This window comes from Nocardioides asiaticus (assembly GCF_040049175.1).
GTDB classification, from domain to species: domain Bacteria; phylum Actinomycetota; class Actinomycetes; order Propionibacteriales; family Nocardioidaceae; genus Nocardioides; species Nocardioides cheoyonin.
In genome coordinates this window covers 136,461-158,206 of the sequence record NZ_JBDZDM010000001.1, presented here as the reverse complement: position 1 = coordinate 158,206, position 21,746 = coordinate 136,461, and the positions used below count along the sequence as shown (strand labels likewise).

19 protein-coding genes and 1 tRNA gene are annotated in these 21,746 nt (G+C 69.8%); 11 read left to right on the top strand and 9 right to left on the bottom strand.

Features of this window, described 5'->3' with window-relative positions; translation table 11 throughout:
* Positions 1-11 precede the first annotated feature (11 nt).
* A complete protein-coding gene (proC, locus tag ABLE53_RS00765) occupies positions 12-809 on the top strand; it encodes a pyrroline-5-carboxylate reductase (protein ID WP_348856618.1) in 798 nt (265 codons plus the stop codon).
* Between the two features lie 21 nt (positions 810-830).
* Here proC and ABLE53_RS00760 read toward each other — a convergent pair.
* Positions 831-903, bottom strand: a tRNA-Leu gene (locus ABLE53_RS00760).
* Positions 904-963: 60 nt separating this feature from the next.
* Here ABLE53_RS00760 and ABLE53_RS00755 point away from each other — a divergent pair.
* From ABLE53_RS00755 to ABLE53_RS00730, 6 genes are all read left to right on the top strand, one after another.
* Positions 964-1,614 (top strand): ANTAR domain-containing response regulator, encoded by a 651-nt coding sequence (locus tag ABLE53_RS00755; protein WP_348856617.1) that lies wholly within the window; start codon positions 964-966, stop codon positions 1,612-1,614.
* A gap of 167 nt (positions 1,615-1,781) precedes the next feature.
* Positions 1,782-2,921, top strand: a complete 1,140-nt coding sequence (locus ABLE53_RS00750; RefSeq protein WP_348856616.1) for a branched-chain amino acid ABC transporter substrate-binding protein — start codon at positions 1,782-1,784, stop codon at positions 2,919-2,921.
* 109 nt (positions 2,922-3,030) lie between these two features.
* On the top strand, positions 3,031-4,032 hold the full coding sequence (locus ABLE53_RS00745; RefSeq protein ID WP_348856615.1) for a branched-chain amino acid ABC transporter permease: 1,002 nt from the start codon (positions 3,031-3,033) through the stop codon (positions 4,030-4,032).
* A complete protein-coding gene (locus tag ABLE53_RS00740; protein ID WP_348856614.1) occupies positions 4,029-5,144 on the top strand; it encodes a branched-chain amino acid ABC transporter permease in 1,116 nt (371 codons plus the stop codon). Before ABLE53_RS00745 ends, ABLE53_RS00740 begins: the two co-directional genes overlap by 4 nt.
* A gap of 4 nt (positions 5,145-5,148) precedes the next feature.
* Positions 5,149-5,982: an ABC transporter ATP-binding protein gene (locus ABLE53_RS00735; protein WP_348856613.1), complete on the top strand. Its 834-nt coding sequence runs from the start codon at positions 5,149-5,151 to the stop codon at positions 5,980-5,982.
* Complete coding sequence (locus ABLE53_RS00730) at positions 5,969-6,691, top strand: ABC transporter ATP-binding protein (RefSeq protein ID WP_348856612.1); 723 nt, start codon at positions 5,969-5,971, stop codon at positions 6,689-6,691. Before ABLE53_RS00735 ends, ABLE53_RS00730 begins: the two co-directional genes overlap by 14 nt.
* Before the next feature lie 64 nt (positions 6,692-6,755).
* Here the strand turns inward: ABLE53_RS00730 and ABLE53_RS00725 are convergent, their stop codons facing one another.
* The 3 genes from ABLE53_RS00725 to ABLE53_RS00715 are packed head-to-tail and all read right to left on the bottom strand — an operon-like array spanning position 6,756 to position 9,114.
* Positions 6,756-7,520 (bottom strand): amino acid ABC transporter ATP-binding protein, encoded by a 765-nt coding sequence (locus tag ABLE53_RS00725; protein WP_348856611.1) that lies wholly within the window; start codon positions 7,518-7,520, stop codon positions 6,756-6,758.
* Complete coding sequence (locus tag ABLE53_RS00720) at positions 7,517-8,311, bottom strand: amino acid ABC transporter permease (RefSeq protein ID WP_348856610.1); 795 nt, start codon at positions 8,309-8,311, stop codon at positions 7,517-7,519. The genes ABLE53_RS00725 and ABLE53_RS00720 overlap by 4 nt, the downstream gene beginning before the upstream one ends.
* 14 nt (positions 8,312-8,325) lie before the next feature.
* On the bottom strand, positions 8,326-9,114 hold the full coding sequence (locus ABLE53_RS00715) for a transporter substrate-binding domain-containing protein (protein WP_348856609.1): 789 nt from the start codon (positions 9,112-9,114) through the stop codon (positions 8,326-8,328).
* A 293-nt stretch (positions 9,115-9,407) separates the two neighbouring features.
* Here ABLE53_RS00715 and ABLE53_RS00710 point away from each other — a divergent pair, with 293 nt between their 5' ends.
* On the top strand, positions 9,408-9,968 hold the full coding sequence (locus ABLE53_RS00710) for a GNAT family N-acetyltransferase (RefSeq protein ID WP_348856608.1): 561 nt from the start codon (positions 9,408-9,410) through the stop codon (positions 9,966-9,968).
* Between the two features lie 6 nt (positions 9,969-9,974).
* Here the strand turns inward: ABLE53_RS00710 and ABLE53_RS00705 are convergent, their stop codons facing one another.
* Entirely contained in the window at positions 9,975-10,427 is a 453-nt protein-coding gene (locus ABLE53_RS00705; protein ID WP_348856607.1) for a hotdog fold thioesterase, read from the bottom strand.
* A gap of 16 nt (positions 10,428-10,443) precedes the next feature.
* Between ABLE53_RS00705 and polA the strand changes: the two genes are divergently transcribed.
* Complete coding sequence (polA, locus tag ABLE53_RS00700) at positions 10,444-13,167, top strand: DNA polymerase I (RefSeq protein ID WP_348856606.1); 2,724 nt, start codon at positions 10,444-10,446, stop codon at positions 13,165-13,167.
* An 18-nt stretch (positions 13,168-13,185) separates the two neighbouring features.
* Here polA and ABLE53_RS00695 read toward each other — a convergent pair whose 3' ends face one another.
* Both ABLE53_RS00695 and ABLE53_RS00690 read right to left on the bottom strand, forming a co-directional pair.
* Complete coding sequence (locus ABLE53_RS00695) at positions 13,186-14,433, bottom strand: lipopolysaccharide biosynthesis protein (RefSeq protein ID WP_348856605.1); 1,248 nt, start codon at positions 14,431-14,433, stop codon at positions 13,186-13,188.
* 52 nt (positions 14,434-14,485) lie between these two features.
* On the bottom strand, positions 14,486-15,316 hold the full coding sequence (locus ABLE53_RS00690; protein ID WP_348856604.1) for a class I SAM-dependent methyltransferase: 831 nt from the start codon (positions 15,314-15,316) through the stop codon (positions 14,486-14,488).
* A 264-nt stretch (positions 15,317-15,580) separates the two neighbouring features.
* Here ABLE53_RS00690 and rpsA point away from each other — a divergent pair, with 264 nt between their 5' ends.
* Positions 15,581-17,059 carry a 30S ribosomal protein S1 gene (rpsA, locus tag ABLE53_RS00685; RefSeq protein WP_348856603.1) on the top strand — a complete coding sequence of 493 codons (1,479 nt, stop codon included), beginning with the start codon at positions 15,581-15,583 and terminating at the stop codon, positions 17,057-17,059.
* Positions 17,060-17,264: 205 nt separating this feature from the next.
* Here the strand turns inward: rpsA and ABLE53_RS00680 are convergent, their stop codons facing one another.
* Positions 17,265-17,483, bottom strand: a complete 219-nt coding sequence (locus ABLE53_RS00680; protein ID WP_348856602.1) for a hypothetical protein — start codon at positions 17,481-17,483, stop codon at positions 17,265-17,267.
* Positions 17,484-17,572: 89 nt separating this feature from the next.
* Between ABLE53_RS00680 and ABLE53_RS00675 the strand changes: the two genes are divergently transcribed.
* Positions 17,573-18,553 carry a helix-turn-helix domain-containing protein gene (locus tag ABLE53_RS00675; RefSeq protein ID WP_348856601.1) on the top strand — a complete coding sequence of 327 codons (981 nt, stop codon included), beginning with the start codon at positions 17,573-17,575 and terminating at the stop codon, positions 18,551-18,553.
* Positions 18,554-18,611: 58 nt separating this feature from the next.
* On the opposite strand, the gene ABLE53_RS00670 is transcribed toward ABLE53_RS00675, so the two are convergent.
* Positions 18,612-21,689 carry a M36 family metallopeptidase gene (locus tag ABLE53_RS00670; protein ID WP_348856600.1) on the bottom strand — a complete coding sequence of 1,026 codons (3,078 nt, stop codon included), beginning with the start codon at positions 21,687-21,689 and terminating at the stop codon, positions 18,612-18,614.
* Positions 21,690-21,746: the final 57 nt, after the last annotated feature.

The following is a 21,746-nucleotide window of genomic DNA, read 5'->3' as shown; positions in this document are numbered from 1 at the left end:
GGAGGACACGCGTGGAGATCGTGATCATCGGCGTCGGCAACATGGGGGGCGCGGTGCTCTCCGGGCTGCTGAAGGCCGGCCATGCGCCGGAGTCGGTCACAGCCGTCGTACGCCGGGAGGAGCGCGCGGCCGAGATCGCCTCGACGTACGGCGTCCGCTCGCTGCCCGCCGAGGCGGCCGTCGCGGCGGCCGACGTGGTCGTCCTCGGCGTCAAGCCGTACGGCGTCGTCCCCGTGCTGGAGTCGGTCAAGGACTCCCTGCGCCCCGGGACGCTCGTCGTCTCGCTGGCCGCGGGGATCACCACCGCCCAGATGGAGGCCGCGGTGCCGGACGGCGTCGACGTCGTACGCGTCATGCCCAACACGCCGGCTCTCATCGGCCAGGGCATGTCGGTGCTCGCCGCCGGGGCCCACTGCCGTGCCGAGGCCCTGGCCACGGCCGAGGAGCTGATGGGGGCGGTCGGCGAGGTCGTCACCGTTCCCGAGTCGAGCGTCGACGCGGCCGGCGCCCTGTCCGGCTCGGGGCCGGCCTACGTCTTCCTCGTCGCCGAGGCCCTCATCGAGGCCGGCGTCCACCTCGGTCTCACCCGTGCCGACGCGACGACCCTGGTCACCCAGACCCTCGTCGGCTCCTCGCAGCTGCTCGCCGACACCGGCACCCATCCCGCGCTCCTGCGCGAGCAGGTCACCTCGCCCGGCGGCACGACGGCCGCGTCGCTGCGGGTGTTCGAGGAGCGCGGACTGCGCGCCGCCTTCCTGGAGGCCACCCGCGCCAACCGCGATCGCTCGCGCGAGCTCGCCGCCGACTAGAGGCGTACGCCGGCCGCGCTGTGCCCCGGGTCGGATTCGAACCGACACTGTATGTGGTTTGAGCACATCGTCTCTGCCGTTGGACTACCGGGGCCGGGCGAGCGCCTAACCTACCGGAGCGCCGCACCATCACCCCAAGCGCGTGCACGCGCGGATGCCCTACCCTGTGCGCGTGACCCAGAGCAGCCCCGCCCCCAGCCAGAGCTCGAGCCACACCGACGTGCGCCGGACGGTCGTGATCGCAGAGGACGAGGTCCTGATCCGCATGGACCTCAAGGAGATGCTCTCCGAGGAGGGCTACGACGTCGTCGGCGAGGCCGGCGACGGGCAGGCGGCGATCGACCTGGCGACCGAGAAGCGGCCGGACCTGGTGATCCTGGACGTGAAGATGCCCGTGCTGGACGGCATCGCCGCCGCCGAGACGATCGCCAAGGAGCGGCTCGCCCCCGTGGTGATGCTCACCGCGTTCTCCCAGCGCGACCTGGTCGAGCGGGCGCGCGACGCGGGCGCGATGGCCTACCTCGTCAAGCCGTTCAACATCACCGACCTGGTGCCGGCGATCGAGCTGGCGGTGAGCCGGTTCCAGGAGCTCACCCAGCTCGAGAAGGAGGTCGCCGGTCTCAGCGACCGCCTGGAGACCCGCAAGGCCGTCGACCGGGCGAAGAGCATCCTCCAGACCGGGCTCAACCTGAGCGAGCCCGACGCGTTCCGCTGGATCCAGAAGACGGCGATGGACCTGCGTCTCTCCATGCGCCAGGTCGCCGAAGGTGTCATCGAGCACGGTCCAGGCGGCGGAAAGGCCTGATCCTCCAGATTTGGTGGACTCATTTACGGCGGTGTAACAAATTCGCCTCATACGAGGCGACATTGGGGGAGAGGCTGCCCCGCAGCCCGTCGCCAAGGATAAGGTTTGTCGCCATTCGACGCCGCCACGTCCGACGGGGTCGATTGAAATCACTATGGAGGACACCCATGAAGGGATTCAGCAAGTCCGGGAGCCTGCTGGCGATTGCCGCAGCGTCCGGTCTGCTTCTCACCGCCTGCGGCACCACCGGCGGCGACAGCGACTCGTCCGCGAGCGGTGGCTCGTGCAACGTGACGCTGGCCTACCTCGGCCCGACGACCGGTGACTACGCGAACCTCGGCCTCAACATCGCCGGTGGCGCCCAGGTCGCCATCGACGAGTACAAGGACAAGGGCGGCAAGTGCACGGTGAGCCTGAAGAAGTTCGACTCGCAGGGCGACCCGACCAAGGCCACGCCGCTGGCCAAGACGATCATCGACGACGAGTCGGTCGTCGGTGTCGTGGGTCCCGCCTTCTCGGGTGAGTCCGACGCGACCGGCGCCGCGTTCAACGAGGCCGGCCTCGTCACGGTTTCGGCCTCGGCGACCAACCCCGACCTGACGAAGAACGGCTGGACCACCTTCCACCGCGTGCTCGGCACCGACTCCGACCAGGGCCCGGGTGCTGCCAAGTACATCACCGACACGGTCAAGGCCAAGAAGGTCTTCGTGATCGACGACGCCTCCGAGTACGGCAAGGGCCTCGCCGACAGCGTCGCCGACACCCTCGGCAGCGCCGTGACCGCCCGCGACACCGTGCAGCAGAAGCAGACCGACTTCTCCGCCACCGTCACCAAGGTCAAGGCCTCCGGTGCCGACGCCGTCTTCTACGGCGGCTACTACGCCGAGGCGAGCCTGCTCAAGAAGCAGCTCACCCAGGCCGGCTGGAACGGCACGTACGTCACCGGCGACGGCTCGCTCGACCCGCAGTTCGTCAAGGCCGCGGGCGCCAAGGCCGCTGAGGGCACCGTCTTCACCTGCCCGTGCGCCCCGTCCCCGGCGGACTTCACCAAGAAGTACGAGAAGGTCAACGGCGGCAAGGAGCCCGGCACCTACTCGGCCGAGGGCTACGACGCCACCAACGTGCTCCTCGCCGGCATCGACGCCGGTGACGCGACCCGGGAGAAGCTGCTCGACTTCGTCAACTCCTACGACGCCGACGGCCTGACCAAGCACATCAAGTTCACCGACGGTGACGTGTCCGAGGTCGTCATCTACACCTACGTCGTCAAGAACGGCCAGATCGTTCCCCAGGGCGAGGTCAAGTGACCGATCGCATCCGCGATCATCACTGACTGACCACTCATGATCGGCTGCGGCCGGGCTCGCCCGGCCGCAGCCGCTTCACGGGTGGCCACGAGTAAGGAAGCACCCCACCTTGTCTGACAATCTGGACTTCTTCGTCCACAACTTCTTCGCCCTGTCGATCACAGGGCTCGCGCTCGGCGCTGTCTACGCCCTCGTGGCCCTGGGCTACACGATGGTCTACGGCGTCCTGCAGCTGATCAACTTCGCCCACTCCGAGGTGTTCATGTACGGCACCTTCGCGGTCGTGTGGGTCTTCACGGCGTTCCACGTCACCGACAGCTCGGGCGCCGGCACCGTCATCGGCGTACTCCTGCTCGCGCTGCTCGCGGCGATGGCGGTCTCAGGCGGCGTGGCCCTTCTGATCGAGCGGGTGGCCTACCGCCCCCTGATCAAGAAGAGGTCGCCGAAGCTGATCGTCCTGATCGCCGCCATCGGCGCCTCGACCGTGCTCTCGGAGTCGATGGGTCTTCGGGACCGGATCGCCGCGTGGTTCGGCCTCGACGACAACCTGAGCAGCTACGTCCAGGCGGCCCGCGACAACAGCAGCCTGCCCTTCACGCTCGACCCGAAGGGCCTCTTCACGATCGGCGACTACCGGGTCACCGACATCGACCTGGTCGTCATCTGCGCGTCGCTGCTGATGATGATCGGCCTCGACCAGTTCGTCCGCCGGAGCAAGACCGGCCGCGGCATCCGCGCGGTGGCGCAGGACCCGGAGTCCGCGTCACTGATGGGCGTCAACTCGACCCGGGTCGTCCGGATCACCTTCCTCATCGGTGGTCTCATGGCCGGCGTCGCGGCGACGCTCTACATGCTCCGCATCGGCACGACCCGCTACGACGCCGGGTTCATCCTCGGCATCAAGGCGTTCACCGCCGCGGTCATGGGCGGGATCGGCAACCTCCGCGGGGCGCTGCTCGGCGGCCTGGTCCTCGGCGTGGCCGAGAACTGGGGCTCCGCGCTGATCGGCACGCAGTGGAAGGACGTCGTGGCGTTCGTGCTGCTGCTGGTCATCCTGCTGTTCCGTCCCTCCGGCCTCCTCGGCGAGGCGCTCGGGAAGGCGCGCGCATGACAAGGATCCAGAACCTCAACAAGCCGACCAAGATCGTCCTCCTGGTCATCGCGGCGCTGTTCGTCTACGCACTGCCGCTGCTGAACCCACCGTTCCTGTCCACCCCGGACATCGACTTCGGCGGTGTGCTCTTCACCTGTGCGGCGTACGCCCTGGTGGCGCTCGGCCTCAACATCGTGATCGGGTACGCCGGCCTGCTCGACCTCGGCTACGTCGGGTTCTACGCGGTCGGCGCCTACACGGTCGGCGTCCTGACCGTCTACCACGGCTCGTGGCCCTTCTTCCTGGTCCTGCCGGTGGCCATCGTCGTGACGATGATCTCCGGCGTGATCCTCGGCGTTCCGACGCTGCGGGTGCGCGGTGACTACCTCGCGATCGTGACGCTCGGCTTCGGCGAGATCATCCGCCTGGCGGTCACCAATACCGACTGGGTCGGCGCGTCACGAGGCATCTCGAACATCCCGTCTCCGCCGAGCATCCCCCCGGGGGACAACAGCGACGGCCTCTTCGAGATCCCGCACATCGCGTGGGTCAACGGCCAGCCGCTGATCGACCTCGACCACAAGACCAAGTTCCTGGTCTTCGGCGTCCTGGACACCGTGCCGTTCTACTGGATGATCCTGACGGCGCTGATCCTCGTCCTGATCGGCGACTACCTCGTCAAGCGCAGCCGCGTCGGCCGCGCCTGGGAGGCGACCCGTGAGGACGAGGACGCGGCCGAGCTGATGGGCGTCCCGACGTTCAAGTTCAAGCTGCTCGCGTTCGCGCTCGGCGCGTTCATCGGCGGCCTGTCCGGCGCGATGTTCGCCACCCGGCAGAGCCACATCGACCCGATCAGCTTCCCGCTGCTGCTCTCGATGCTGTTCGTCGCCTCCGTCGTCATCGGCGGCTCCGGCAACCGCTGGGGCGCGATGCTCGGTGGCGTCCTGGTGGCGTACCTGCCGGAGCGGTTCCGGGACTTCTCCGACTGGCGGATGCTCGTCTTCGGCATCGCGCTCATGGCGATGACGATCCTGCGTCCGCAGGGCCTCATCCCACCGATCCGGACGAGACGGGCCAAGAGGGCCCAGCAGGAGATCGCCGAGCTGGAAGGGGAGGAGAGCGTTGCCTGACGCGATGACCCTCGGCACGACCGAGGAGACGAGGCAGCCGGGCCGGCCGATCCTGGTGCTCGACGACGTGACGCTGAAGTTCGGCGGTGTGACCGCGCTCGACGGGGTCTCGTTCGAGATCCGCCAGGGCGAGATCCTCGGACTGATCGGCCCGAACGGCGCCGGCAAGACGACGTGCTTCAACGTCATGACCGGCGTCTACCAGCCGACCAGCGGCAAGGCCCTCTTCGACGGTGAGCCCCTGGCCGGGCTCAAGCGGCACCGCATCACCCGCCGCGGCATCGCCCGTACGTTCCAGAACATCCGTCTGTTCAACTCGATGACGGCGCTCGAGAACGTCATGGTCGGCGCCGACGCCCGCAGCAACGTCGGGCTGCTCAGCGCGCTGTTCCGTACGCCGCGCTACCGCACCCAGGAGACGGCCGCCCGCGAGGCTGCCAAGGAGCTGCTGGACTTCGTCGGCATCGGCGACCGGGGCGACGAGCTCGCCGCGAACCTCTCGTACGGCGACCAGCGCCGCCTCGAGATCGCGCGGGCGATGGCCACCCGGCCGAAGCTGCTCTGCCTGGACGAGCCCGCAGCGGGCTTCAACCCGGCCGAGAAGGCGAGGCTCATGGAGCTGATCCGGAAGGTGAGGGACCAGGGCTACACCGTGCTGCTCATCGAGCACGACATGCGACTGGTCATGGGAGTGACCGACCGCATCGTGGTGCTGGAGTTCGGGCGCAAGATCGCCGAGGGCGCCCCGGCCGAGATCCGGGACAACCCGGCGGTCATCGCGGCCTATCTCGGTGTCGACGAGGAGCAGATGGAGGAGGGCGACGATGACGCTTCTTGAGGTCGAAGGGCTCTCGGTCAACTACGGCCACATCGAGGCCATCAGGGACATCTCCTTCTCGGTCGAGGAGGGCACCGTCTCGACCCTGATCGGGGCGAACGGCGCCGGCAAGACGACGACGCTGAAGACGATCTCGGGCCTGCGCGGCGTCCGCGACGGCAAGATCGTGTTCGACGGCAAGGACATCACCCACCTGCCGCCGTACGAGCGGGTCAAGCTGGGCCTCAGCCAGTCGCCGGAGGGACGCGGGATCTTCCCGGGCATGACCGTCCGGGAGAACCTCGACATGGGCGCCTACGTCCGCAAGGACGTCGGCTCGGCGTCCTACCGCGAGGACGTGGACCGGGTGTTCAACCTGTTCCCGCGGCTGCAGGAGCGCGAGAAGCAGGCGGCCGGCACCATGTCCGGCGGCGAGCAGCAGATGCTGGCCATCGGCCGGGCGCTGATGGCGAAGCCGCGGCTGCTGCTCCTCGACGAGCCGTCGATGGGGCTCGCGCCCAAGCTCATCCAGCAGATCTTCTCGATCATCTCCGAGATCAACGAGCAGGGCACGACCGTCCTCGTCGTCGAGCAGAACGCCGCCCAGGCGCTCAAGCTCGCCGACAGCGCGCACATCCTCGAGACCGGCGAGATCGTCCGGTCCGGGGGCGGCGCGGAGCTGGCGGGTGACGACTCGGTCAAGGCCGCCTACCTCGGCGGCGACGTCTGAGCCACCGGCGTACGCAAGAAGGCCCCTGACGCATCGTCAGGGGCCTTCTTCGTGGTCTCGACGGCTACAGGACCTTCGAGAGGAACGCCTGCGTGCGCTGGTGCTGCGGGTTGCCGAGCACCTCGCGCGGGTCGCCCTCCTCGACGATCACACCGCCGTCCATGAAGACCAGCTTGTCGCCGACCTCGCGCGCGAAGCCCATCTCGTGGGTCACGACCATCATGGTCATGCCCTCGGCGGCGAGATCCTTCATGATCGCGAGCACGTCGCCCACCAGCTCGGGGTCGAGCGCGGACGTCGGCTCGTCGAAGAGCATCATGTCGGGGTTCATCGAAAGGGCGCGGGCGATCGCCACACGCTGCTGCTGCCCGCCGGAGAGGTGGGCCGGGTAGGCGCCCTCCCGGTCGGCCAGGCCGACCTTGGCGAGGTTGGCGCGGGCGACCTCGACCGCCTCCGCCTTCCCACGCTTGAGCACCTTCTGCTGGGCGATGCAGAGGTTCTTGAGCACGGTCATGTGCGGGAACAGGTTGAACTGCTGGAACACCATCCCGATCCGCGCACGGACCTCGTCGACGTCGGTCTCCGGGTCGGTCACGTCGATACCCTCGACGAGGATCCTCCCGGACGTGGGCGCCTCGAGGAGGTTGACGCAGCGCAGCAGCGTCGACTTCCCCGACCCCGACGGCCCGATGACGCAGACCACCTCGCCGTTGTCGACGTGGAAGTCGATGCCCTTGAGCACCTCGTTGTCGCCGAAGTACTTGTGCAGGTCCGAGACCTGGATCGCGGGTACGCCGGCGGCCGGCTGCTCCGTGGACAGGGCGCTCATCGGGCCCTCCTCTGCTTCTTCTCCATCCACGCCACCAGACGGGTGAGCGGCAGTGTGATCACGAGGTAGAGCACCCCGGCCATGGTGAGGCTGGTCGCCGTCCCCGCTGACGCACCGGAGGTCATCATGTCGCGCGCGACGTTGGTGAGCTCACGGGAGCCGACCGTCGCACCGATGAACGCCAGCAGGGAGGTGTCCTTGATGAGGAGCACCATCTCGTTGGTCAGCGGCGGCACGATGATGCGGAATGCCTGCGGGAGCACGATCCAGGTCATCGTCTTGCCGCTGCTCATGCCGAGCGACCGCGAGGCCTCCGTCTGTCCCTTCGGGACCGCCTGGATGCCGGCCCGGATCGTCTCCGCCATGTAGGCGCCCGCCACCAGGACCAGGCCGATGAGGCCGGCGCCGAGCGTGCCGCCAGGTGGGCGCCAGCCGAAGGCGATCGGGAAGCCGAAGCCCATCGCCAGGATGGTGACCAGGGCCGGCAGCCCGCGGAAGAACTCGATGTAGACGGTCGCCAGCCAGCGGTAGATCCCGACCTCGGACAGCTTCATCAGCGCCAGGACGACGGCGAGCACGAGGCCGGCTGCGAAGGCGATGGCCGTGTAGATGACGGTGTTCTTGACGCCCGTCACGACCAGGTCGTGCCAGTTGTGCTTGAGACCCTCGGTGTTGAAGAAGGTCTGCTGCACCGAGGACCAGTCCAGGGTGAAGCCCAGCACCAGGACGACGGCCAGGAGCAGGACGTACAGACTGCCGTGCCGCAGCCGCCGCCTCGTGGATCGCTTCATCGCCACGACGCCGTTCAGCTCAGCTTGAAGTACTTGTTGTAGATCTTCTGGTAGTCGCCGTCCTTCTTCAGCTTGTCGAGCTGCTCGTTGACCGCGTCGATGAGCGCGGTGTTGCCCTTCTTGGCGGCGAAGCCGTACTCCTCGTCGGTGTCGAACTGCTGCACGATCGTGAAGCCGCCGGCCTGCTGGTGGGTGAGGTTGACCGGGAGGTCCTGCAGCAGCGCGTCGACCTGGCCGGCCTTGATGGCCTGGAACTCCTCGGCGTCACTCGGGAAGGTGACGATCTCGGCACCGTCGGCGTTCTCCTCGGCGTACGCCTTCCCGGTGGTGCCCTGCTGGACGCCCACCTTCTTGCCGTCGAGGTCGTCGATGCCCTTGATCGCGGAGCCCTCGGGCACGAGCAGCGACTGCTTGGAGTCGTAGTAGCCCTCCGAGAACTCGAGGTTCTTCTTCCGGTCGTCGGTGATCGTCATCGCGCTCGCGACGAGGTCGCAGGTGCCGGCGTTGAGCGTCAGCCCGCTCTGCAGGCCGTCGAAGTCCTGGTCCTGGATCTTGAGGTCGAGGCCCATGCCCTTGGCGACGGCGGAGACGATGTCGACGTCGAAGCCCTTGAAGCCGAGGGAGGAGCTCTTGTCGAAGTCCTCGAACGGGGCGTAGGGGACGTCGCTGCAGACGGTCAGGGTGCCGTCCTGGACGAGGTCGAGGCCGGAGGAGGACGAATCGCCGCCAGAGCTGCCGCAGCCGGCAGCAGCGAGCGAGACGACCGTCAGAGCGGCCAGGGACACGAGCGAGCGCTTGATCATGGGGCCGCACTGTAATGGCATCGGGGCCCGCGCCGCGCTTCGGCGACGTGCGGTTGCCGGAATGAAACGCCCGTGTAACACCCTTGCTCCGACCTGCTCGTTCTCTGTACCGCGGCCTCCCGGTGGGCGTACTCTCACCGCCGAAGGGCACGTCCGGGGGGATGGCGGAGCGGGACTGGCGTGGAGAGGGCCGGGGCTATGAAGCACGGAGTGCACGACATGGCTGCAGGGATCGTCCTGACAGCAGGGATCGTCGTCGAGGGCGGGCCGGCGGGGGCACTCCGGTGACCCGCGTGACGCTGCGCGAGGCGCACGTCGGCGATGCGCCGTTCCTCCTCGGCGTGTGGCAGGACAGCCTGAGGATGGCCGATCCCCAGGACCAGCTCGCCGATCTGGAGTTCATCATCAAGGCCGCCGCCCAGTCGGCCGAGGAGCGGCTCGTGATCGCCGAGTGTGACGGCGAGCGGGCCGGCGCGGTCTTCCTGCGCGCCACCACCTTCGGTCCGCTCAACCTCGAGCCGACATTGCAGGTGCACTCGCCCCACGTCGCCCCCGAGTTCCGCCGCCGTGGCATCGGCCACGCCCTGATGGAGGCGGCCGCCTCGTTCGCGGAGTCGCTCGGGATCGGCCACATCGCGTCCGCCGCTGCCTCCGGCTCGCGGGACGGGAACCGCTACCTCGCCCGGCTTGGCTTCGGGCCGCAGGCGGTCTTCCGGGTCGCGCCCACCGCCACGATGCGCGGCCGGCTGACGGCGTCGCTTCCCGCCACCCAGCGCAGCGCGCGCAGCCGTGGCAACCTGGGCCAGGTGCTCGCGGCCCGGCGCTCGATGCGCCGCTCCCAGCCGACCGGCTGAGCGGCCCTACGCGAACCGACCGGCGTCGACCAGCGAGCAGGTGATCCGGGAGGTGCAGACGCGCTTGCCGTTCTCGTCGCTGATGACGACCTCGTACGTCGCCGCCGACCGCCCCAGGTGGACGGCGGTCGCCACCCCGGTGACCAGCCCGGCGGTCGCCGACCGGTGGTGGGTGGCGTTGATGTCGACCCCGACCGCCAGCTTGCCGAGAGCCCGTGCGTGCACGCCGGCGCCCATCGACCCGATGGTCTCGGCCAGCGCCGCCGACGCACCACCGTGGAGCAGCCCGTAGGGCTGGGTGTTGCCCTCGACCGGCATGGTCCCGACGACCCGCTCCGCCGACATCTCGGTGATCACGACGCCGAGCTTCTCGTTGAGACCGCCCATGCCGTGCGGCATGGCCGCGATGTAGTCCTCAGGGGTGGTCATCTCCGGGCCGCTCTCGGTCGTGTCGGTCATGGCCACATGGTGGCAGATGCGCCGAAGACCGCTGTCGGCGGTCACGGATAGGCTCGGAGGCGTGGAAGGTACGACGCGCCCCAGGCTCCTCCTGCTCGACGGCCACTCCCTGGCCTACCGCGCGTTCTTCGCGCTCCCGGTGGAGAACTTCTCGACGGTGACCGGCCAGCACACCAACGCCGTCTACGGCTTCACCTCCATGCTGGTCAACGTGCTCCGCGACGAGCAGCCGACGCACGTGGCCGTCGCGTTCGACCTGTCCCGGCAGACCTTCCGGATGGAGGAGTACGCCGACTACAAGGCCAAGCGCAACAAGACGCCCGACGAGTTCAAGAGCCAGCTGCCGCTCATCGAGCGGCTGCTCGACACCTTCCGGATCCGCCACCTCACCTACGCCGGCTACGAGGCCGACGACATCATCGGCACGCTGACCACCGACGCCCTCGCGGAGGGCATGGAGGTGCTCGTCCTGACCGGCGACCGCGATTCGCTGCAGCTGGTGACCGAGGACGCCACGATCCTCTACCCGATGCGCGGCGTCTCCGACCTCGCGCGGATGACGCCCGAGGCCGTCGAGGCGAAGTACGGCGTGCCCCCGCACCGCTACCCCGAGCTGGCCGCGCTGGTGGGGGAGGACTCCGACAACCTGCCGGGCGTCCCCGGGGTCGGGCCGAAGACGGCGGCCAAGTGGATCGCGACCTACGACGGCCTGGACAACGTCATCACCCACGCCGACGAGATCAAGGGCAAGGCGGGCGACAACCTGCGCGAGCACCTCGGTGACGTGATCCGCAACCGGCGGCTCAACGCCCTGGTCTGCGACCTCCCGCTCGGCATCGACCCGGCCGAGCTCGAGCGCGGGGAGTGGGACCGGGCGGCCGCGCTGGAGCTGCTCGACGAGCTGGAGTTCCGCGGCGAGCTGCGCACCCGCATCCTGGACGTCCTCGCCCCCGAGGAGGACGAGCCGATCGCCGACACCGGCTTCGACCTCGACGGTCGCACGCTCGGGCCGGGCACCGTCGCCGCGTTCCTCGCCGACGTCGGCCCCGACCCCGTGGGCGTGCACGTGCGCGGGGCCTGGGGCTCGGGCACCGGTCGCGTCGACGGCATCGCGATCGCCGAGGCGGACGGGTCGGCGGCCTACCTCGACGTGGCGACGCTGACCCCGGACGACGACGCCGCGCTCGCGGCCTGGCTCGCCGACGACGCCCGGCCCAAGGTGCTCCACGACGCGAAGGGGCCCGAGCTGGCGCTGTCCGCCCACGGGTGGGCGCTCGGCGGCCTGGCGAGCGACACCGCCCTGGCGGCCTACCTCGTGGCCCCCGACCAGCGCTCCTACGACCTCGCCGACCTCACCCTGCGCCACCTCAAGCGCGAGCTGAGGCAGGAGACCGACGACGACCAGGGCGCCCTCTTCGACGAGGGTGACGAGGTCGCCGAGACGGCGATGCTCCACGCCCGTGCCGTGCTCGACCTCGCCGCCGAGCTCGACTCCGCCGTCGAGCGGGCCGGGGGCAGGAGGCTGCTGACGGAGGTCGAGCTGCCGCTGCTCCACCTGCTCGCCCGGATGGAGCAGACCGGCATCGCCGTCGACACCGACCACCTCGACGCGCTCGAGCGGCACTTCGCCGGCGAGGTGAAGCAGGCCGCCGAGGGGGCCTACGCCGTGATCGGCAAGGAGATCAACCTCGGCTCGCCCAAGCAGCTGCAGGTCGTGCTCTTCGACGAGCTCGACATGCCGAAGACGAAGCGCACGAAGACCGGCTACACCACCGACGCCGACTCGCTTCAGCAGCTCTACATCAAGACCGAGCACCCGTTCCTGCTCGCGCTGCTGCGCCACCGCGACGTCACCCGGCTCCGGGTGACGATCGAGGGGCTGCTCAAGACCGTCCAGCCGGACGGCCGCATCCACACCACCTTCAACCAGACGATCGCGGCCACCGGCCGGCTGTCCTCGACCGAGCCCAACCTCCAGAACATCCCGATCCGCACCGAGGAGGGCCGCCGGATCCGTGAGGGGTTCGTCGTCGGCGCCGGGTTCGACTGCCTGATGACCGCCGACTACAGCCAGATCGAGATGCGGATCATGGCCCACCTCTCGCAGGACGCCCTGTTGATCGAGGCGTTCAAGTCCGGCCGCGACTTCCACTCGATCACCGCGGCCCGGGTCTTCGACGTCGACGCCGACGCCGTCACCCCGGCACAGCGGGCGAAGATCAAGGCGATGAACTACGGCCTCGCCTACGGCCTGTCCGCGTTCGGGCTCTCCCAGCAGCTCGGGATCGAGCCGTCCGAGGCCCGCGGCCTGATGGAGGAGTACTTTCAGACCTTCGGCGGCGTCCGCGACTACCTCCGCGGCCTCGTCGACGAGGCCCGCAAGACCGGCTTCACCGAGACGATCATGGGCCGGCGCCGCTACCTGCCCGACCTGACCAGCGACAACCGCCAGCGCCGCGAGATGGCCGAGCGGATGGCGCTCAACGCCCCGATCCAGGGGTCGGCGGCCGACCTGATCAAGGTCGCCATGCTCCGCGTCCAGGGCGCCCTCGACGAGGCGGGGCTCACCTCGCGGATGCTGCTGCAGGTCCACGACGAGCTCGTCTTCGAGGTCGCCCCCGGCGAACGCGAGGAGCTCGAGGCGCTCGTCCGTCGACAGATGGGCGGTGCGGTCGAGCTCGCCGTACCCCTCGACGTCTCGGTCGGCACCGGCCGGTCCTGGCACGAGGCCGCCCACTGACGGTCGCAGCCGGTCGGATCAGGCGGCCTCCGGCTCCGGCGCCACCCGCAGCTGCCACAGGCTGAGCCCGAGCAGCGAGAGCATGAGCACGGCGTCGACGCTTGCGACGGCGACGAGGAGCCCGGTGAGCGACCCGGTGGCCGCGCCCGCGGCGACGAGGACGATGACGGCGGCCCAGACGAGGTACGCCGAGGAGCGGTGCTGCCTGGCGAGGACGGAGTAGACAAGCAGCTGGAGCACGGCGAGGAAGGTGCCCAGCACGGCGAAGAGCCAGAGCCGGTGCTCGATCGCCGCGTAGTCGGACCCGCCGATGAAGATCATCGCGACAGGCGAGAGCAGCCAGGCACCCAGCGTCGAGAGCGCCCCGCAGCCGCCGACGGCGGCGAGGCTGAGCAGCAGCGCGCGGCGACGCTCCGAGGCCTCCGACAGCGACGGGAAGGCGACGACCACCACGAACTGCGGGAGGAACAGCACCGCCTTGGTGAGGATCAGCCCGGCGGCGTACAGGCCCGAGGAGTGGTCGGAGAGCACGTTGCGGGCGACGACGATGTCGGCGTTGGAGAGGACGAAGAAGCCGAGCAGGGCGAAGGAGCCGTGCAGCGTCTCCACGACGGCCGCGCGTACGCCGTCGGCGCGCTGCGGGGCGCGGTCGCGCCGGCGCAGCACCCACCACCCCACCAGCGCGGGCGCGAACTGCGCGGCGGCGACGCCGGCCATCGCCGCCGCCTCGGTCGGGCGGATCAGGATGCACACGGTCCCGACGGCGAGCCGGGGGAGCCCCAGCGCGAGGTAGACGGCCGCGAGTCCGAGCCAGCGACGCTCGCCCTGCAGGATGCCGGCCTGTCCGCCCATCACCGTGAGGGGCACGGCGCAGACCGCGACCAGCAGGGCCGGCACGATGCTGTCGAGCCTGAGCAGGTGCCAGACGAGCGGCGACAGCACGAGCATCAGGAGCCCGACCACGGCGCTGGCGCGGTAGGTCACCGTCAGCATCAGCCGCTCGATCTCGCGGCCACGGCCAGGGTCGGCGGCGACCCTCCTCGCCGCCGTCGCCTGGAGTCCCAGCTGGATGACGCCGACGACCAGCAGGAGCGCCATCATGCCCGCGACCCCGCCGTACTGCTCCGGGCCGAGCAGGCGCGCGGAGACGATCTGGAACCCGTACGTCGCGACGTTCATGACGACGATGCACAGCGCGAGGAAGGCGCTCCCGTGGACGAGTCCGCGCAGTCGGCCCTGCGGCGCGCGCTCCACCGTCGTCGTCACGAGAACCGAGCCTAGGACAGCCCCTGAAGCGCCTCTGAAGGGCCGGCCCGGGTCAGCCGTTCAGCGTTGCCCCGAAGATCGCGGTGCCGGGCGTCAACAGCCCGCGCGTGCGTGACCAGCCGCCCCAGACCCGGTGGTTGCGGCGCGGCCACTCCGGCTCGACCAGGTCGGTGATCACGAACCCCGCCCCGGAGAGCAGCGACACCCAGTCGCCGAGGGTCCGGTGGTGCTCGACGTACGACACCACGCCGGTCTCCTCGTCCACCTCGACGTACGGCGTCCGGTCCCAGTAGCTCTGCGACGCGAACAGCCCGGCCTCGGTCGGGTCGTCGGGGAACATCCACCGGGTCGGGTGCGTGATCGAGAACGCGAACCGGCCGCGGGACCGGAGGACCCGGACGGTCTCCGCGATCGCCACCTCGATCTCGCTGACGAACTGCAGGGCCCCGAACGAGCAGAAGACGATGTCGAAGGAACCGTCGGCGAACGGGAGCGCGGTCGCGGTGCCCTGGACGGCGGGGACGACGACACCCGTCTCGAGGTCGATCCGCCGGGAGTGCTGCAGCTGGCGGTAGGAGAGGTCGAGCCCGACCGGGCGGCCGCCCCTCGTCGCCACCCACCGGGAGCACTGGCAGGCGCCGGAGCCGACCTCCAGCACGTCCCTGCCGGCGACGTCGCCGAGCACCCCGAGCTCCTCCTCGGTCTGCCCCTCCGGTCCCCAGACGAAGCCGGTGTCGCCGAGGAACGCTCCATGGGTGGCCTGGTACTCGTCGGCGTACCTGTCCCAGTCCGGGCCGTTGGCCCTGCGAGACTCCTCCTCGGTGACGGTCCGACGCTCCGCCTGCACGGGCCGTTCCGGTGGGAACGGCGAGGTCTGCTCCACGTCTCGCGAGCATAGCCCCGGCCCCCGGGAGCGGGGCTCTCTCGGTTGGACGGGGCCACCGCGCGCGGCGTACTCTTGGAAACTGCGTCAGAAGTCTGCCTGCGTCCCGGACGGAGCGGACCCCGGCTCACTGTTGATACGCCGTCGTGACCGCGCTCTGCAGACACTCGGGGCGCGCTCCGCAACCTAGGGGCGAATCGGTGGTGAAACAAGGCTTCCGTCGCGCCCGCACGACATCTGCCCACCAAGGAAAACCACTCCCTTATGACGAGCACCATCTCCACTCTTCCGGCCAACTTCGATGTAGCCGGCGACGCGCCCCAGGTGGCCGTCAACGACATCGGGTCCGAAGAGGACTTCCTCGCCGCGATCGACGAGACCATCAAGTACTTCAACGACGGTGACATCGTGGATGGCACCATCGTCAAGGTCGACCGGGACGAGGTCCTGCTCGACATCGGCTACAAGACCGAGGGCGTCATCCCGTCGCGCGAGCTCTCGATCAAGCACGACGTCGACCCCTCCGAGGTCGTCGAGGTCGGCGACAAGGTCGAGGCCCTGGTGCTCCAGAAGGAGGACAAGGAGGGTCGCCTGATCCTGTCCAAGAAGCGCGCTCAGTACGAGCGTGCCTGGGGCACGATCGAGCAGATCAAGGAGGAGGACGGCGTCGTCGAGGGCACCGTCATCGAGGTCGTCAAGGGCGGCCTCATCCTCGACATCGGTCTCCGCGGCTTCCTCCCCGCCTCGCTGGTGGAGATGCGTCGCGTCCGCGACCTCCAGCCCTACGTCGGCCAGACCCTCGAGGCCAAGATCATCGAGCTCGACAAGAACCGCAACAACGTGGTCCTGTCGCGCCGCGCCTGGCTCGAGCAGACCCAGTCCGAGGTCCGCCACGGCTTCCTGACCCAGCTCCAGAAGGGCCAGATCCGCAAGGGCGTCGTCTCCTCGATCGTCAACTTCGGTGCGTTCGTCGACCTCGGTGGCGTCGACGGCCTCGTCCACGTCTCCGAGCTCTCCTGGAAGCACATCGACCACCCGTCCGAGGTCGTCGCCGTCGGTGACGAGGTCACCGTCGAGGTGCTCGACGTCGACATGGACCGCGAGCGTGTCTCCCTGTCGCTGAAGGCGACCCAGGAGGACCCGTGGCAGCACTTCGCCCGCACCCACCAGATCGGCCAGATCGTGCCGGGCAAGGTCACCAAGCTGGTGCCGTTCGGCTCGTTCGTCCGCGTCGAGGAGGGCATCGAGGGCCTGGTCCACATCTCCGAGCTGGCCGAGCGCCACGTCGAGATCCCGGAGCAGGTCGTCCAGGTCAACGACGACGTCATGGTCAAGATCATCGACATCGACCTCGAGCGTCGCCGGATCTCGCTGTCCCTCAAGCAGGCCAACGAGACCACCGCGGCCGCGGACGTCGAGGAGTTCGACCCGACCCTCTACGGCATGCCCGCGAGCTACGACGAGCAGGGCAACTACCTCTACCCCGAGGGCTTCGACGCCGAGACCGGCGAGTGGCTCGAGGGTTACGAGGAGCAGCGCGCGGCCTGGGAGGAGCAGTACGCCAAGGCCCACGCCCGCTGGGAGGCCCACGTCAAGCAGCAGCAGGAGGCCAAGCAGGCCGCTGCCGAGGCCGGCGAGGCGACGTCGTACTCCAGCGCCCCCGAGGTCGAGGAGGGCTCCGGCTCCCTCGCGTCCGACGAGGCTCTCCAGGCTCTTCGCGAGAAGCTGACCGGCGGCAACTGATCCCGCCCGCCTGAGATCGACGAAGGCCGGCCACCCGCGAGGGTGGCCGGCCTTCGGCATTTCGTGGCGTACGCCGGCGGTGGTCAGTCGAACCAGGGTGGCGGCACGTGGGTCGAGAAGCTGTCGTGGCGGACCCAGACCCACAGGGCGTAGGTGGCGGCCACCAGGAGCAGCAGGACGAGGATGCTCATCGCGGTACCTCCTCTCAGGCGGCGCGGGAGGCGGGGCGCGTCTCGGTGTGCGGGTCGGCGGCGTCGTCGCCCGCGTGGTCCGTGGGGCCGGCCGGGAGAGACAGCACCGGCGCCGGCTCCTTGTGTCGCGGCGCCGGCGGCCGGGGTCGCTCGGCGAGGGCGGCGAGGTCGAGCACCACCCAGGCGAGCCCGGTCATGACCGATGCAGCGAGGATCGTCAGCAGCAGTTCCATGGCACAAATCCTGCGCCGGTCGAGATCCCGCCACCATTGGCAGAAATGCCTATCTTGCGCAATTTCCTGCCAACTGGCACGCTTCTAAGGTGCTCACCAACGTTGCCGCCGTCGTCTACGACGGCGTCGCCCCCTTCGAGCTGGGCCTCGTCTGCGAGAGCTTCGGGATCGACCGGACCGCCGAGGGGGTGCCGTCGATCGACTTCGCCGTCTGCTCCGAGGGCGGTGCCGCGGTGGAGAGCACGATGGGCTTCACCATCGCGCCCGAGTTCGACCTCGACCGGGTCGCCGAGGCCGACCTCGTCGCCGTCCCGGCCGCTCCGCGCCCGCGCTGGAGCGCCTCGCTCGCGACCCCGGTCGCCCCCGCTCCGATCGTCGAGGCGGTGAAGGCGGCGTACGACCGCGGAGCGCGCATCCTCTCGGTCTGCAGCGGCGCGTTCACGCTCGGCGCCGCAGGCCTGCTCAACGGCCGCGAGTGCACGACCCACTGGATGTACACCGACGAGCTCGCCGACCGCTTCCCGGAGGCGAAGGTCGTGCCCGAGGTCCTGTACGTCGACTCCGGCCAGGTCGTCACGAGCGCCGGCACCGCGGCCGGCCTCGACGCCTGCCTGCACATCTGGCGGCAGGAGTACGGCGCCGCCGTGGCCAGCACCATCGCCCGGCGGATGGTCGTGCCGCCGCAGCGCGACGGCGGTCAGGCGCAGTTCATCGCACGGCCGGTCGTCGAGTGCGAGGCGGAGACGCTCGGGCCCTTGCTGGGCTGGATCGTCGCGCACCTCGAGGAGCCGCTGGACGTCGAGACGCTCGCGCGGCGCTCGCTGATGTCGCCGCGCACCTTCGCGCGCCGGTTCCGCGCCGAGACCGGGGCGACGCCGCACGCCTGGGTGACCGCCCAGCGCATCCTGCGCGCCGAGCAGCTGCTCGAGCAGAGCGACCTCTCGGTCGAGAGGATCGCCCACGAGGTCGGCTTCGGCAACGCCGCCGCGCTCCGCCACCACTTCGTCCGCGCGCGCGGCATCAGCCCGCAGGCCTACCGGCGCCGCTTCACCTGCGCCGAGCCGGCCTGACGGACGACGGGCCGGCCCGTCGGCGTGGAGGAGCCGGCCGGCCGGCGTACGACCGGGGTCAGGAGCTGGGCGTGCCCAGCACGGCGATCTCGGTCATGTCGGTGTAGAGGCAGCCTCCGAAGTACCCGCCCCAGGTGTCGGCGTCGCAGGCCTCGGCGAAGGTGTAGGTGCCGTAGCCGTACTCCTCGAGCACGTCGGTGAGCTGGTTGCCCTCGATCGTGAACCGGACGTACTTCACCCCGGTGGCCGGCACGTCGGGCGTCACGCTGTTGAGCTGGCCCTGCGTGTCGAAGCCGAGGTGGTCGTCCTTGACCGTGGTCCAGGACGAGCCGTCCGCGGAGACCTCGATCTTGTAGTCGCCGGTCGCCGAGTCGACGTCGTCGCCGCAGGTGCCGTCGGGGTCGAGCCCGAACGACGTCACGTCCACCGCCTGCGGGAGCTCGATCACGATCGACTTCGGCACGAACGTCTGCGTCGGATCGCCCGCGTCGTCGCCCGACGTGCTGCCCCAGCCGGAGCCGAGCTTCGTGTCGACGGCACCGCCGGGACCGCAGCCGTAGTCGGAGTAGTCCGGCCCGTCGTACGACGTCACCGACGCTCCGCCCCCGGTGGCGGCCCAGTCACGGTCGATCGTGAAGTCCTGCTCGGTGGACTCGCCCTTGGTCACGGTGACCGAGACGGTGGCCGGCAGGTAGCCCGGCCCGGAGACGACGACCTTCGGGTAGGTGCCCGGAGGCAGGTCGCCGTCGGCGCCCAGCGTGTAGTGGCCGGTGGCGTCGGTGACCGTGGCGTACTGGTCGCCGAGGCCGGCGATCTTGACCGTCGCGCCCGCGACCGGGTCACCGGTGGTGCCCTCGGTCACGACGCCGGAGACGGTCCCGGACCCGGCCGAGGCCGGCGGCGGGGTGTGGAAGTCCTCGGCGACGTCGAGGTCGGCACCGTCGACCGAGCCCGCGAAGAAGCCCATGCCGCGGTTGGCGAAGATCGACCAGATCTGCTTGGCGTGCCGGCCGTGGTAGGCGACCTCGTCGGCCTGGAGGATGCCGTTGCGCATGTCGAGCATCGACGGGTCGGCCGCCGAGAGCGACATCCCGCGCGTGATGATCGTGTCCGCGACGGTGTGACCGAACGCCTTGCGCAGGTCCCACAGGGTCTGTGCCCAGACCTCACCGGAGGAGTGCACCTCGGCCGAGCCGCCGATGTCGACGAGGTCGCCGTAGGTGTAGCCGCCGTCGGGCGTGGCGCCCGGGTTGTAGGTGTTCACGCAGCTCGGGCTGCTCGAGCCGACCGGACAGTCGATCGCCATGCTGCGGAACGGGACCGGGTTGCCGTCGGCGTCCTTCTGGCCGCCCATGAGGTACTCGCCCTCGAAGACCTCGCCGTCGGCGTCGGTGTCCTTCACGAAACCCTTGGTGACGAGGTAGTCCATCGCGTAGTAGTCCGACCACGCCTCGCCCATCGAGCCGGCCTGCAGGCTGTTGAGGGTGGAGTTGCCGTCGGCATCGACGACCAGGCGGTTCGAGAGGCCGTGGGTGTACTCGTGGAGGAGCACCGAGGCGTCGAACGCGCCGCTCGTCGGGGTGAACCCGTCGGCCGACCGCCACAGGTACATCTGCATCGTCGGCGAGGTGCCGTCCGGCGGGGTGCTCATGTTCGCGTTGTCCTCGTGGCTGCTGTCCGGCAGGCCGTCGGCGGTGTCGGCGCCGTCGAGCACCTGCTGCAGCACCGGGTCGCCGTCGTCGGCGGAGAAGTTGCCCGCCGCCTTCGTGAACCGGATCGCCCGGTCGCTCTGCAGGTAGTCGTGGTAGTTGCTGGCGAGGTAGAACGCGTTGGTCGCGTCCGCGTTCATGTTCGTCTTCCAGGAGTACGCCGTGTTCTCGTCCCAGGTGCAGACGAAGCTCGGCGAGCACAGGTCGGAGGAGTCGAACGGCGTCAGCTCGAACCCGGGCTTGCCGTCGGCGCCGGGGACCGCCGTGGTCTCGCCGCTGTCGATCCCGTCGTTGTCGTTCACGTCAGCCCAGGTGACCACCGTGGAGCCGTTGAGATAGGCGGCCCTCTTCGACAGCCAGCCCTTCTTGACCAGGTTGACCAGCTTCGGCGTGCCGCCCTTGGCGGCGCCCGGGTGGTAGTCGTAGACGTAGGCCTGGCCGACCGTCTTGGACTTCTTGCCCTTGCCGGTCCTCTTGGTCGCGGCCGCCGTCTTCACGGTCGGGGTGGACGCCGCGAGGTCGGCGATCGTGGAGCGCCGGAAGAGCGCCTTGCCGGAGGTGGAGTCGATGACGTGCTGGTAGGCCGCGTCGGCGCCGGTCTGGGTGTAGGTCGACCAGCCGAGCCGCAGGCCCTGCGGGGTCAGGAACCACACCTTCTGGGCGTAGTCGTTGTTGCTCCACGTCGTATGCGCCGCGGCGCCGGTGGTCCGCGACGAGACCGAGGCCGTGGCGACCTTGCCGCGGACGTCGGACGCGGCGTGGTCGCGCGCGGCCGCGGCCGACAGCGAGCCCGCCTTCGCGGCGGCGGCCTTCTCGGCCAGCCCGGTCACCGGCGAGCCCTGGACCGACAGCACCCGGCCGTCGGAGGTGACCCGCACGATGAGGCCGTTGCCGAAGACGGGCGTGCCGTCCACCTGCTGGCTCCAGGAGAGGTTGTGGAGGCCGAGGTTGTCGACGTAGTCCTTGCGGAACACCAGCGTCGACAGGTCGTCCTCGGTGAGGCCGAGGAGGCCGAGGTGGGCCTTGACGAAGCCGAGCGCGATCGAGCGGGCGTCACCGGACGCGGGCTCGGTGAGGTAGCCGTCGAGGCGGGTCAGCTGGCGCACCGTGTGGGTCAGCGGATCCATGTCGGCGATGCCCTGAGGGCCGAGGTCCTTGACGAAGTCGGTCGCCTTGGCACCGCGGCTCTGCACGATGGCCTTGTCGGCCTTCGCCTCGGCGCGCGCGCCGAGGTCGCGGCTGTCGAAGTCGCCGGGGGTGCGCAGGTCGGCACCTGCGCCGAAGGCGCCCGGCCGGGACGGCGTGGTGGCGTCGTGACCGCCGCGGCCGCCGGAAGCGGCGGTCGCGGGGACACTGGTCATGGTGAGGGCGACGACGGCAGAGCCGACCGCGGCCGCCGCGAGCGGTCGGGAGAGTGAGGGTCTCACGCGAGTTCCTTGTCCGAGCGATCCGAGAGCGGCCGCAGGAAGACGGCCGGTCCTAGT